The 12,976-nt window shown below is 33.2% G+C and carries 14 protein-coding genes; 6 read left to right on the top strand and 8 right to left on the bottom strand.

Annotation, left to right across the window (positions count from 1 at the left end; genetic code table 11):
* Positions 1 to 82: 82 nt before the first annotated feature.
* The 4 genes from J2W95_RS11145 (at position 83) to J2W95_RS11130 (ending at position 3,617) form a co-directional block, all read left to right on the top strand.
* Positions 83 to 355 carry a hypothetical protein gene (locus J2W95_RS11145; protein ID WP_310006947.1) on the top strand — a complete coding sequence of 91 codons (273 nt, stop codon included), beginning with the start codon at positions 83 to 85 and terminating at the stop codon, positions 353 to 355.
* A gap of 144 nt (positions 356 to 499) precedes the next feature.
* Positions 500 to 1,453 (top strand): PhoH family protein, encoded by a 954-nt coding sequence (locus J2W95_RS11140; protein WP_310006945.1) that lies wholly within the window; start codon positions 500 to 502, stop codon positions 1,451 to 1,453.
* 235 nt (positions 1,454 to 1,688) lie between these two features.
* Entirely contained in the window at positions 1,689 to 2,534 is an 846-nt protein-coding gene (locus J2W95_RS11135) for a Cof-type HAD-IIB family hydrolase (protein ID WP_310006943.1), read from the top strand.
* 129 nt (positions 2,535 to 2,663) lie between these two features.
* Entirely contained in the window at positions 2,664 to 3,617 is a 954-nt protein-coding gene (locus J2W95_RS11130) for a phosphoribosylaminoimidazolesuccinocarboxamide synthase (RefSeq protein ID WP_310006941.1), read from the top strand.
* A gap of 124 nt (positions 3,618 to 3,741) precedes the next feature.
* Here the strand turns inward: J2W95_RS11130 and J2W95_RS11125 are convergent, their stop codons facing one another.
* From J2W95_RS11125 to porX, 5 genes are all read right to left on the bottom strand, one after another.
* Positions 3,742 to 4,116, bottom strand: a complete 375-nt coding sequence (locus tag J2W95_RS11125) for a DUF4258 domain-containing protein (RefSeq protein WP_310006939.1) — start codon at positions 4,114 to 4,116, stop codon at positions 3,742 to 3,744.
* 36 nt (positions 4,117 to 4,152) lie between these two features.
* Positions 4,153 to 5,346, bottom strand: coding sequence for an alanine dehydrogenase (locus J2W95_RS11120; protein ID WP_310006938.1), 1,194 nt, complete (start codon positions 5,344 to 5,346; stop codon positions 4,153 to 4,155).
* Positions 5,347 to 5,479: 133 nt separating this feature from the next.
* On the bottom strand, positions 5,480 to 5,956 hold the full coding sequence (locus J2W95_RS11115) for a GNAT family N-acetyltransferase (protein WP_310006936.1): 477 nt from the start codon (positions 5,954 to 5,956) through the stop codon (positions 5,480 to 5,482).
* A 7-nt stretch (positions 5,957 to 5,963) separates the two neighbouring features.
* Positions 5,964 to 6,371: a tRNA (adenosine(37)-N6)-threonylcarbamoyltransferase complex ATPase subunit type 1 TsaE gene (tsaE, locus tag J2W95_RS11110; RefSeq protein WP_310006934.1), complete on the bottom strand. Its 408-nt coding sequence runs from the start codon at positions 6,369 to 6,371 to the stop codon at positions 5,964 to 5,966.
* A gap of 98 nt (positions 6,372 to 6,469) precedes the next feature.
* The gene (gene porX / locus J2W95_RS11105; RefSeq protein WP_310006932.1) at positions 6,470 to 8,023 is read right to left on the bottom strand and encodes a T9SS response regulator signal transducer PorX; all 1,554 of its coding nucleotides are present in this window, start codon (positions 8,021 to 8,023) and stop codon (positions 6,470 to 6,472) included.
* 157 nt (positions 8,024 to 8,180) lie between these two features.
* On the opposite strand from porX, the gene J2W95_RS11100 reads away from it, so the two are divergent.
* The gene (locus J2W95_RS11100) at positions 8,181 to 9,035 is read left to right on the top strand and encodes an EamA family transporter (protein WP_310006930.1); all 855 of its coding nucleotides are present in this window, start codon (positions 8,181 to 8,183) and stop codon (positions 9,033 to 9,035) included.
* Between the two features lie 32 nt (positions 9,036 to 9,067).
* Here the strand turns inward: J2W95_RS11100 and J2W95_RS11095 are convergent, their stop codons facing one another.
* From J2W95_RS11095 to J2W95_RS11085, 3 genes are all read right to left on the bottom strand, one after another.
* Complete coding sequence (locus tag J2W95_RS11095; RefSeq protein WP_310006928.1) at positions 9,068 to 9,973, bottom strand: hypothetical protein; 906 nt, start codon at positions 9,971 to 9,973, stop codon at positions 9,068 to 9,070.
* 121 nt (positions 9,974 to 10,094) lie between these two features.
* On the bottom strand, positions 10,095 to 10,466 hold the full coding sequence (locus tag J2W95_RS11090; protein WP_310006926.1) for a hypothetical protein: 372 nt from the start codon (positions 10,464 to 10,466) through the stop codon (positions 10,095 to 10,097).
* Positions 10,467 to 10,845: 379 nt separating this feature from the next.
* Positions 10,846 to 11,439 carry a hypothetical protein gene (locus tag J2W95_RS11085; RefSeq protein WP_310006924.1) on the bottom strand — a complete coding sequence of 198 codons (594 nt, stop codon included), beginning with the start codon at positions 11,437 to 11,439 and terminating at the stop codon, positions 10,846 to 10,848.
* 706 nt (positions 11,440 to 12,145) lie between these two features.
* Between J2W95_RS11085 and fabG the strand changes: the two genes are divergently transcribed.
* The gene (fabG, locus tag J2W95_RS11080; protein WP_310006923.1) at positions 12,146 to 12,892 is read left to right on the top strand and encodes a 3-oxoacyl-[acyl-carrier-protein] reductase; all 747 of its coding nucleotides are present in this window, start codon (positions 12,146 to 12,148) and stop codon (positions 12,890 to 12,892) included.
* Positions 12,893 to 12,976: the final 84 nt, after the last annotated feature.

Raw genomic sequence — 12,976 nt, 5'->3', positions numbered from 1 at the left:
TTCTTAAATTTGAGAAATGCAAAGCTAAAGTATTTTATACTTTATTTGAACAGAATTTAATTAGAATTAAAAACAAAAATTTATGCCTAAGTTTATTGTTATTTTATTTCTTTTCTTTTGTAGCCTGCATTGTTTTAGCCAGAACGATTTGTCAAATACCACAACAGATAAATCGAATTTTTCAGGTAAATCAGGCGAAATTGAAAAAGAAAAAATTGAAGCTGTTATAGCTATGGATATAAATGGAACTGAGATTGAATTACTTTTTAAAGACAATCTTTGTGAAATTTTATGTATTAAAGCTTCCGATTTTTTGAATGAATCTATGTTAAAAAAATTAAAAGCTAACGTATAATTTAGAACTAGAACGACCCAGATTCTAGAAAGATGTTTTTTAGTGTTATTTACCGATTTAGAAATTAAAAACTGTAATATAAATATTGCAGCGTAAATATTGAAATTGATTTAACTCAATTAATTAACTTAAAAACTTCTTATTTTGAACGAAAGAATCATCGAGCTCATCGACATTGCTCCAAAAGATTTTTGGGGCACTCACGACTCACACCTAGAGTCAATTAAGAAATATTATCCAAAACTAAAAATTGTCGCAAGAGGCACTACTCTTAAAGCTTTTGGAGACAAAGATGTTTTAGATGAATTTGAAAAGCGGTTTCAGCGCCTGATGTTGCATTTCACTAGATACAATACTATCGATGATAATGTAATCGAACGAGTGATTCAAAGTGACGATCAGGACGACAGAAAAACTTTTGGTCATGACAAAATTCTAGTTCATGGCGTAGGTGGAAAAATCATTAAACCTATGACACCCAATCAACAGCTGTTGGTGGATACTATGGAAAAAAATGATATGGTTTTTGCCGTTGGACCAGCTGGTACCGGAAAAACCTACACGGGTGTTGCGATGGCTGTAAAAGCGTTAAAAGAAAAACAAGTCAAGCGTATTATTCTAACCCGACCTGCAGTTGAAGCTGGTGAAAATCTAGGTTTTCTTCCCGGTGATATGAAAGAAAAGTTAGATCCTTATATGCAACCTTTATACGATGCACTACGAGATATGTTGCCCAATGAAAAATTGGAAGATTATATCTTAAAAGGAATTATTCAAATCGCACCTTTGGCTTTTATGCGTGGACGAACTTTAGATCATGCATTTGTAATTTTGGATGAAGCACAAAATACAACGCATTCGCAAATGAAAATGTTTCTGACTCGTATGGGAAAAAGTGCCAAGTTTATGATTACTGGTGATCCTGGTCAAGTAGATTTACCTCGAAGAACAATTTCCGGACTTAAAGAAGCTATATTGGTTTTAAAAGATGTAGATGGAATTGGGATTATTTATCTTGATGATAAGGATATTGTACGTCATCGATTGGTGAAAAAAGTGATTGATGCTTACAAACAAATTGAAAACAATGATTATTAAGTTAGACTACTTTTTAGTTTAAAATTTAATGATGAAAAGTAATAATCAAATTAAAAGGAGAAACTCAATTACAGAGTTTCTCCTTTTTCTTTGTGAAATAAAGAAGATTCTTAGTTCTGTGTTTGATTTTTCAATTAAAGTTAGCATATCGATATAATTAAGTTAAAAGCGGTTTATATGTGGGTAACTTTTTGGGTATCTTATTGAAATGCAATAAATTTGGAAAGACTAAAAAATGAAAAAGAAACAAAAAATGTCGAAACAAAAAATTAAAGTAGTAATTAGTGATTTAGACGGAACATTACTAAACTCAGATCATACAATATCAGCCTATACCAAATCTGTTTTTCGAGAACTGCATGAGCAAAATTATTTGATTATTGTGGCAACAGGACGTCATCACATGGATGCTATGGCAATAGTTAGCAGTTTGGAACTCCCTATTTATCTAGTGACTTCAAATGGAGCAAGAATCCATTCACCAAAAAAAGAACTTTTGTATTCTTTTAACTTAGAAGGAGATGCAGTCAAATCGATTTTATCATTGGATATAGATCCAGAGATTACAACGGTTTTATTCAAGGAGACTGTTTGGCAAACCTCAAAAACGAATAAAAAACTAAATGCTTTCCAAAAAGATTTGGCATATCCTCCAGAGGTGGTTGATTTTGCAGCATTGGATGATTATAGCGCTATAAAAATATTTTTTACCCATGATGACCATCAGAAATTAGTGGATTTGAGAGATAAAATTCTTGAAGATCATTCGGATGTGTTTAGTCATGCTTTTAGTTTACCTATTTGTTTAGAGTTTATGGATAAATCGGTGGATAAAAGTGTTGCAATTGCTAAGATTCTTGAAAAAGAAGGTTACTCATTTGAAGAAGCCATTTCTTTTGGTGATGGTTTTAATGATGAGAAAATGTTGGACGCAACAGGAATTGGATTAATAATGGGTAATGCACCAGAAAATTTAAAAAGTAAATTACCTCATTTAGAAGTGATTTCAACCAATAATGAAGATGGAGTAGCCAAGTACTTAACTGAAATTTTGGAAGGATTAAGTGTTTCTTCTAAATAGGCTGAAAGCTTCAATCAGTTCATATACAAATGGGCTTTTGGCTTGTAAATAGAACTTTTGGTTTTGTTTGCGTTCTCTATTAATTAGTTTTAAATTTGCATCCATAAAAATAACAACAACACACTACTAATGAGCAATACAATTACCACAACCAATTTTAATTTTCCGAATCAAAAATCAGTGTATCGCGGAAAAGTAAGGGAAGTTTATAATATCAATGACGATTTACTTGTAATGATAGCTACTGATAGACTATCTGCATTTGATGTAGTTTTACCAAAAGGCATTCCATACAAAGGACAAATTTTGAATCAAATTGCTACAAAATTCATGGAATTGACTCAAGATATTGTACCAAATTGGTTAATTGCCACACCAGATCCTAGTGTTGCTGTTGGTCATTTGTGTGAGCCTTTCAAAGTCGAAATGGTGATTCGTGGATATGTTTCTGGACATGCAGCGCGTGAATATGCTCTTGGGAAAAGACAAATTTGCGGAGTGACAATGGCTGAAGGTTTGAAAGAAAATGACAAATTTCCAGAACCGATTATCACACCAACTACAAAAGCGGATAACGGAGAACACGATGCTGATATTTCTCGCGAAGATATTTTGGCTAAAGGAATTGTTACCGAAGAAGATTATTTGGTTTTAGAAAAATATACACGTGCTTTATTTCAAAGAGGAACTGAAATCGCTGCAAGTCGTGGTTTGATTTTGGTGGATACAAAATACGAATTTGGAAAAACTAAAGATGGTGTTATTGTATTGATTGATGAAATTCACACTCCAGATTCTTCTCGTTATTTCTATTCTGAAGGATACCAAGAAAGACAAGACAAAGGGGAAGAGCAAAAACAATTGTCTAAAGAATTCGTAAGACGTTGGTTGATCCAAAATGGTTTTCAAGGTTTAGAAGGTCAACAAATTCCAAATATGACTGATGAATATATTGAAACTGTTTCGGATAGATATATTGAATTGTATGAAAATATTCTTGGCGAGAAGTTTGTAAAAGCTGATATCTCGAATATTAATGAAAGAATTGAGAAAAACGTTTTGGCTTATTTGGCACAAAGATAATTAAAGTTAAATCGCTAAATAGCGATAAATATAGAACCATAATTCATTGATTTGAATTATGGTTTTTTTATGAATAAAAGTTTTGAGCAAAAAAAAACTCTTCGGGTGGAAGAGTTTGATATGCTTATTTTTTATTGATGTCTTCAAGAACAGCTTTGTTCTCGTAGTTAATCACTTTGATTATGATTTCTTGATTTTTTCTCGTTTTGCCTTCAATAATGTATAGTTTTCCTTTTTTGTAGGGAACATTACTTTGGTCAAAATCGACGTCTCCAAGTTTAAGTGTATTTTTAATATCAGTAGTGTCAATCCATTTTTGAGATAAGATAAGAGATGCTTTATCGGAATAGAAAAAAGGTTTACTACTTAAATCCTTCAAAACTCTGGCATTTGGGAAATAATTACAACGAGTATCTTTTCCGCTGAATATAGCTGCAACTACAAATAAACCCATTATCAAACCTACCAAATAGTAAGCAAAACGTTGTATGAAATTCATGTTTTAATTTTTGCGCAAAGGTATGGGAAAGTTTAGTTAAAAAACAATTAAATTAATATCGTTATCCGGTAAATCAAACCAATCGCCAATGGCTTTGTTGGTAAGTATTCCGTGATATAAATAAATACCGTTTTTTAGACCTGGGTTACAGCGTATAGCACTTTCGATACCGCCATCTTCAGCAATTTGTAATAAATAGGGAGTGATAATGTTACTTATGGAAAGCGAAGCTGTTTTGGAGTAACGAGAAGGAATATTGGGTACACAATAGTGCAAAACATTATTTTTTATAAAAGTTGGTTTTTCATGGGTTGTAACTTCAGATGTCTCGAAACATCCTCCAGTGTCAATACTGATGTCAACAATTACGGCACCTTTCTTCATGTGCTCGACCATGGTTTCGCTTACTACAACTGGGCATCGTTCTGCTCCTCTCATAGCACCAATAGCTACATCACAGCGTCTTAAAGCTTTGAGTAGCGCTTTTTGCTGAATGGTTGAAGTAAAAATACGTTGGTTTAAGTTGTTTTGTAAACGACGAAGTTTAGTTATTGAATTGTCAAAAACTTTCACGCTTGCTCCAAGTCCGATGGCGGTTCTGGCTGCAAATTCTCCAGCAGTTCCGGCTCCAAGAATCACTACCTCGGTTGGGGCAACTCCTGTAATGTTACCAAATAATAATCCTTTTCCGAATTCATTGGTAATCATTAATTCTGCTGCGATTAATATTGAAGCAGTTCCTGCAATTTCGCTCAATGATTTTACGGCAGGGTATGAGCCATCAGTATCTTTTAGGTATTCAAAAGCAAGTGCGGTTATTTTTTTTCGGGATAAAGCCTCGAAGTATGATTTTTTTCTTGTCTTTAATTGAATCGCAGATAAAACAATTGTTTTTGGATTCATCATCTCGATTTCGGCAACTGTTGGTGGCTCTACTTTTAAAAGCATTGGGCAGCCAAAAACTTTTTTGGTGTCTTGAGTAATTTCGGCACCGGCTTCACTATATTCTTTGTCTGTATAACTGGAACTTACACCAGCTCCAGCTTCAATCATTACTCTATGTCCTTGATAGGTAAGAGAATTCACGGCATCAGGTGTAAGGCAAATGCGTCTTTCTTGGTAACTGGTCTCTTTTGGAATTCCTATAAAAAGTTGGCTTTTATGTCTAGCTATTTCTAGTTTTTCTTCTTGAGGCAGTAATTGTTCTTTTGTGAATGGACTTAGAGACATTGATTTCATGTAATTAGTGGTACAATTTACAAAAAAGATTCAAAGTATTATGTTTTACTAGTACCAAATTCAAGGGGTATAGAACTCCTGTGTTTGTCTTGCAACTTATTTTGATTATCTTAAAACAGCAGAATTAAGATAATATTTTCTCCATTTTGATATCGGCTCTTTCATAAACACCTTCTTCGACAGGAATTTCAGTAAAACCAAAACTTTCATATAAATGTATCGCAGGAAGTAATTTTCTATTGGAATACAGAATCAATTTTTGAATTCCGTTCTCTTTTGCCTCATTCAAACAATGTTCCATCAGCTTTTTACCAATGCCTAATCCCTGATTTCCATCAGAAACAGCCATTTTTGTTAATTCAAATGTAGCATCATCTATTTTTAATAAAGAAACCGTCCCAACAATATTATTGTTGTATTGGGCATAAAAAATCATTCCGCCCTTGTCTATTATTTCGCCTTGAGGATCAGATAATACTTTTTCATCTTTAGGTTCGACCTTAAAATATTTATGAAGCCATTCTAAATTTAAGATTTTTATAGGCTCCTTTAATTCAATGGAAAAAGGGATGATTTCGACTTTATTGGTATCTAAACTCATTATTCAATTACTTTAATTCTAATAAACGCTCACCATTTGGCTGTAATTCGATTGTAATTACGGTGTGTTGTAGCGGAATCAAATTCTCAATTTTTTCAGACCATTCAATAAAACACCAATTTCCGGAGTATAAATAATCATCTACACCCATATCCAGCGCTTCCGTTTCTTTGTTTAATCTGTAAAAATCAAAATGATAAACTGTTTGATTATTGTCTGTTTGATATTCATTGACCAAAGAAAACGTAGGGCTGCTGGTTGCATCATTTACGCCCAATGTTTTACAAAGCTGTTTGATTAGTGTTGTTTTACCAACGCCCATATCTCCATTGAAAAGGATTACTTTATTGGGATTTTGATCTAAAATTTGTTGAGCAACCTCTGCAAGTTGTTCTATAGAAAATGTGATTGTCATTCTTTTATTCAGTTATGAATTATAATTTTAAATGCAGTTTTCAATTTTTATTTCAGCATAATAACTGCTAACTAATAACTGAAAACTGCCTTCTTTTTTTATTTCGGATTGAAAACCAGAAAAGGAATAATCATTTCTTCCAATGAGATTCCACCGTGCTGATAGGTGTTTTTGTAATAACTCACATAATGATTGTAGTTGTTTACATAAGCCAAAAACAAATCATTTTTTGCAAAAATATAAGAACTACTCATATTTATGGCAGGCAAACCGATATTTTTAGGTTCTTTTACCGCATAGACATCTTTATATTCGTAAGTTAAACTGCGTCCTGTTTTATAACGTAAATTCAAACTGGTGTTTTTATCACCTACTACTTTCGATGGATTTTTCACATTGATTGTACCGTGATCGGTAGTTAGAATTAATTTAAATCCTAATTTTTGTGCCTGTTGAATAATTTCCAACAATGGAGAGTTTTTAAACCAACTCAAAGTCAAGGAACGATAGGCTTTATCATCAGAAGCCAGTTCTTTTACCACATCCATTTCGGTTTTGGCGTGTGAAAGCATATCAACAAAGTTGTAAACCACAGTTACAAGATCATTGTCTTTTAGTGATTTAAAGCTTTCGGCGAGTTTTTTTCCTCCGGCCAAATTGGTGATTTTGAAATAATCTTCTTTTAAGTCCAGTCGTAGGCGTTTAATTTGAGCAGTTAAAAATTCGGCTTCATATAAGTTTTTACCTCCTTCTTCCGGGTCATTTTTCCAATATTGCGGAAATTGTTTTTCCATTTCAAGTGGCGTCAATCCAGAGAATATGGCGTTTCTGGCATATTGTGTAGCCGTAGGAAGTATAGAGAAATAAGGAACTTCTTTTTCGAGTTTGTAGTAATTGCCCACAACACTTTCAAATGCTTTCCACTGATCGTAACGTAAATTATCGATTACAATAAAAAGAACTGGTTTGTCTTTTTTTAGAATTTCTGGTACGACTAATTCTTTGAATAAATTATGGGATTGAATCGGTTTGTCAGCTTTTGGTGCAAACCAATCTTCATAATTGCGCTCAATGTATTTTCCAAATTGTGAATTGGCTTCAATCTTTTGGGATTCAAGAATTTCAATCATTCCTTGATCATCGATGTTTTCTAGCTCAAGTTCCCAAAAAATAAGTTTTTTGTATAATTCCACCCAGTCTTCATAGGAGTTCACCATTGCCATTTCCATAGTGATTTTTCGAAACTCTTTTTGGTAATCCAAAGTCGTTTTTTGAGAAATCAATCGGGAATGGTCTAAGTTTTTCTTTAAACTCAACAAAATCTGATTTGGATTTACGGGTTTGATAAGATAATCGGCGATTTTGGAACCAATGGCTTCTTCCATTATATATTCCTCTTCACTTTTGGTAATCATTATCATCGGAATGGAAGATTTTTTCTCTTTCATCTCAGATAATGTCTCCAAACCGCTCATTCCGGGCATATTTTCGTCAAGAAAAACAATATCAAAATTGTTTTCGTCAAAAATATCTATGGCATCACGACCATTATTGCAAGTGGTAACGCTGTAATTTTTTTTCTCCAGAAATAATATATGTGGTTTCAGCAAATCGATTTCATCATCGACCCAAAGTATTTTTATGTTCTCCATTTCAATTTATTTTAGTGCAATTTAGTTTTATAGAACTTAAATAATATTAAAAATAGTATAAAATTGATTAAAAATAAATGGAATAAAATTGTTGGTGCAAGAATTTAATGCGCATTCTATGTTTAAACACTATTTTTGCAGGAATAAAAATAGAACTATGTTATTTCTTATTCTGTCTGTTATTTGTAGTGTGACCGTGGGAGTGATTTTCAAAATTGCTCGCAAATATCAAGTATCTGCCACGCAAATTGTGGCTTATAATTATGTATTCGCTTTAGCGTTGTGTTATTTGTTCTTTAGTCTTGATTTAAAGGTTTTGGACGCTTCTTCGCCTTGGGGAGTCTTCATTTCACTGGGTATTTTGTTGCCCGTCGTATTTCTTTTTCTGGCGAATTCCATAAAACATATGGGTATTGTAAAAACGGATGTCGCGCAACGATTATCACTGATTATTTCCATTTTGGGAGCTTGGTTGTTTTTTGGAGAGCAATTCAGTGGACTTAAATTGACTGCTCTTTTGTTTGGATTTCCGGCAATCATCCTTATTTTGGATAAACCCACCGAAAACAAAGAGAATAAATGGATTTATCCAACACTTGTATTGCTTGGTTTTGGAGTCATAGACCTTCTTTTTAAACAAATTGCGCTGACTTCTACACTTCCTTTTACCACTTCTTTATTTGTTCTTTTTTCTATAGCACTTGTTATAATGATACTTTTTATTGCCTATGAAATACTTTTTAGAAAGGCTAAAATGGATTTCAAGAGTATCATTTTTGGAGGTTTGGTTGGGATTTTTAATTTTGGGAATATTCTGTTTTATCTAAAGGCGCATCAGGCATTTGCCCAAAATCCTTCAACTGTTTTTGCAGGTATGAATATGGGAGTTATTATGATTGGCAGTCTTGTGGGGATTTTTATTTTTAAGGAAAAAGTAACCAAATTGAATATAACAGGTCTTTTACTGGCTTTGATTGCCGTTATTTTTATAGTGATTTCCCAGTTGAAATAATCTAAGTTAAGGAACGTAACTAAGTGATTTCATTACTGACTTTTTTTGTTCAATGTAAAGCTAAAATCTTTATTTCCAACCATCGGTTTCTTGTCCTTATCAATAAAAAACAAAACATTGTCATCAACTGCGAATAATAAAATGGGTTCAGCAAGGTTGCTAACTATGATTTTATAAATAATAGCATTGGGATTGGTTTTCGTTCCCTTAATAATTTCCCACTTTCCTGAAATGTCACGAGGTTGATTATTCACAATATTGCGAATAGAGCAAGTTGTAGGTTTGTAAGTCACAGCATCTCTGTTAAGAATCAGTCGCCATTTAATCTTAAAACAAGATGGTGTTACCTTCATTTCGGGATGTTCATTGCCGATTTCCTGGCAAGGCGTTCTTCCGTCATAAACAAGTTGTAAAGATTTGTAATCTGTAATAGTTGAAGTTATTGAGATTTCCTCATTAGGGATAGGTTCTTTTCTGTTTAAAGTGTAGCTCCATCCTCCATTTCCAACCATCATTTGATGTTGAGATGTCAGCAGGTGAAAAATATTTTCATTTAGTTTCGCAATTAGGATTTTTATAGAAAGGTCAGCACTTTTTAAATGATAAACTTCTTTATAATTACTACTTTCCGAAACTGAAAAAGTTCCTTTAATAGTCGTCTTTTTTTCATCTCCCTTGAAGCCTAATGCATTGGGTTGGGATTCTCCATAGTTAATATCCAATATAAAAGAATTGTTTTCATTTAATATTAGGTTCCATCGTATAAAATCAATTTTTGCTTCGGAAGGAATTGCCAGCATAGTCTTGACAAGTTCGTCTCCAGGAGTACTGCCAATTAATACAATTTCAGGTTTTGTATTTGTTGCGGAACAAAAAGCATAAAGACAAATGCAAAACAATAATAGTGTATTTCGAAAAAGCTTAATTAATGTTGCCATGCCTTTTCTGTAATTAAGTTTGTTTGTGAAAATATTAAAGAGGAGCGGAGCTTATCAAATTCGCGTTATATGATTTAAAATCAAAGCAGTAATTTTAATTGCCATCTGTGAGCTGATATCTTTATTTTAATAAAAGTTTATTAATTCGAGAACGGATAGCTCCATTTGTTCTTCCAAAAATTTCACTCAAATCTTTAACTGTTTTGCCTTGACGAAATAGCAAAATTAATTTTTCGTCAGCCTCGGACGACCAAGGCTCGTACGCTTGTGTGTGAGTTTTTTTTATGATGTTTATTTTAGAATAATCAGATTTTTTAAGGCTCCGACTTTTTGACTTACTATTAAAAAGAAAACTAAAAATTCCAAGCTTTATTTTGCCAAAAGATGTAGCATTGCGATTGAAGATTGGTACTGAAAAGCCTGTTCCTCCACTCCATAAGCTAAGGCGTGTACCGCCATCCCCAAAAGTAAAGGGACCTATACGAAATCTCATTCTCATTATTTTAACTTTTTGTTTTAACTTAACACGAACTGATGATTTGAGTGATTATTAATAAATCTTTTTAGATAACTTTCATTTTCATAAGACACTTTATCTTGACAATCCGATAGCGCGGATTTGCAATCCGTGCCCGCTTCAATTGTCTAGTCCAACTTGTTTTTTATCATTTTTTTTTTACCATCACTTTGTCGATGTATTTTTGGGCACGGATTGCAAATCCGCGCTATCTGGGGCTTATCAAATCCGCACTCTCTTCAACCGTCAAGTCTAACTTGTTTTTTTTAATTCATGTTTTGCTGCTCTCACTTTGTCGATTTACTTTGTGGGCACAGATTGCAAATCCGTGATATCGTGGTCGTTCGGCATTTTGTTATAAATCACTTTTCGCTTTCACTTTAATTATGTTACTATTTATTTTGTCAAAATATGATAAACGAACGAAACAATGTCTTACGCTTTCATGTTCAATTGACAATTGAATTTCTCCTTTATCTGTCTTCCAAATTGAATAGTATTTACAATTGTCAAATTTAACTTTATACATTTTATCATTATCGTCACGTGGTTGTGAATAAGAAGGGACATCAAATTTTTCAATAGCATCAGAAGGTTTTCCATATTTTTCGGTTAGCATTTCTTTCAAATCGAAGTAATTTCCTGAGAGGGTTGACCATGTTTCTTTGTTGGGAAATAAAACTCCTATTTTGTATACCAAATCTTTCTGTTTTAATATAGAGACACCAACAATACAGTCTTTATAACCTGCAAAATCACCATTTAATAATGCTGTGCCATTTTCAGTTTCTATATGGCTAAAACCTTCTTCTTTCATTTTGGAAACATATTCGTCAAGTGTTCCATCAATAGGGACACCTTTAAATACTAGGTGATCTGATACTTGAGAATAAGTAAAACTATTGCTGGTCAAAAAAACTATAAGCGATAAAATAATTTTTGTCTTCATATTCCAAAGTTTTAAAAGTTTCTGCTTTTAGGTGTGGTGCTGCATGCTGACACACAACTCGTATATACTCGCTATAAAGTAGCTATTATAAATCTAAAAAAAAAAATACTTGATTATCAGGGGTTTACTTCTTTTTGTTCTTCCTTCAAAGATAAAAAATAATACTCACAATCCTGCAAAGGGTGAATTTTGGTTATTTCAACTGTTTTATGCTCAGTTCAGTAAAATAGGGTGTCCGAAGATAAAATAATGCCCTGATACGTGCTTCGGAGTGCCTGATACGATCTTCGGAGTGCTTCAAGCTGTCTTCGGAACGCATCAAATGATCTACTGACTGCATCAAATGGTCTTCGGACTCAATCAAACGAGCTTCTGACAGCTTCTTGCGAGCTTCTGACAGCCATTTTTAGTTTTTCCCTTTTTTGAATGATGATAAAAAAGCAAAATATCTGCCTTTAGCCCCGATAGCAGTGAAAATCCTCCCGTTTTTTTCGGGAGATTGCAACGGATAGCGGGACCAATGCCTCCTGAAAAGCCAAATGTTTCTGCTCCAAGTTTATAAAAGGACTCGATTGCAAAAACGGTAGAATTGAAATTGTAATTTTTTTCATTCCGCATTTTTATTATATATTTGACGAATGTTATCAAGCTCATTTGCGTCAGATTGCAAAGGATAACAGCCTAATAAAATAAATATTAAGTGAATATGAAATTACTAGAAGGAAAAGTAGCCATTATTACTGGCGCAAGTCGTGGAATTGGAAAAGGAATAGCCGAAGTTTTTGCGAAAAACGGCGCAAATGTTGCCTTTACTTATAGCTCATCAGTAGAATCTGCAAATGCTTTGGAAAATGAATTGAATGCTTTGGGAATTAAAGCCAAAGGATATAAATCTAATGCTGCTGATTTTAATGAAGCACAAATTTTTGTTGATGCAGTTTTGGCTGATTTTGGAACTGTTGATATTTTGATTAACAACGCTGGAATCACTAAAGATAATTTATTAATGAGAATGTCTGAGGCTGATTTTGATCAAGTTATCGATGTTAACTTGAAGTCAGTTTTTAATATGACTAAAGCGATTCAAAAGACATTTTTGAAACAACGCTCTGGTTCTATTATCAATATCAGTTCTGTAGTTGGTGTTTCTGGTAACGCAGGTCAAACGAATTATGCAGCTTCGAAAGCAGGTGCAATTGGGTTTACTAAATCGGTAGCTTTGGAATTGGGTTCACGTAATATTCGTTGTAACGCGATTGCTCCGGGATTTATTGAAACTGAAATGACTGCAAAATTGAGCGAGGATGTTGTGAAAGGATGGAGAGAAGGTATTCCTTTGAAACGTGGAGGCTCTGCAGAAGATGTTGCAAATGCTTGTTTGTTTTTGGCCTCTGATTTGAGTGGTTATATTACAGGTCAAGTTTTGAATGTTTGCGGTGGAATGCTAACTTAGTAATTTAATGATTGAAAAATTTAAAGATTAAAAAATTATATTCGACAGTTAATTTTTCAATTATTAAATATTCAAATCTTTTAA

Origin of the sequence: Flavobacterium granuli, assembly GCF_031456055.1 — a bacterium.
In the GTDB taxonomy this organism is placed as follows: Bacteria; Bacteroidota; Bacteroidia; order Flavobacteriales; family Flavobacteriaceae; genus Flavobacterium; species Flavobacterium granuli_A.
The sequence above is the reverse complement of the archived record's forward strand: the minus strand, read 5'-3'. Positions and strand labels throughout refer to the sequence as shown.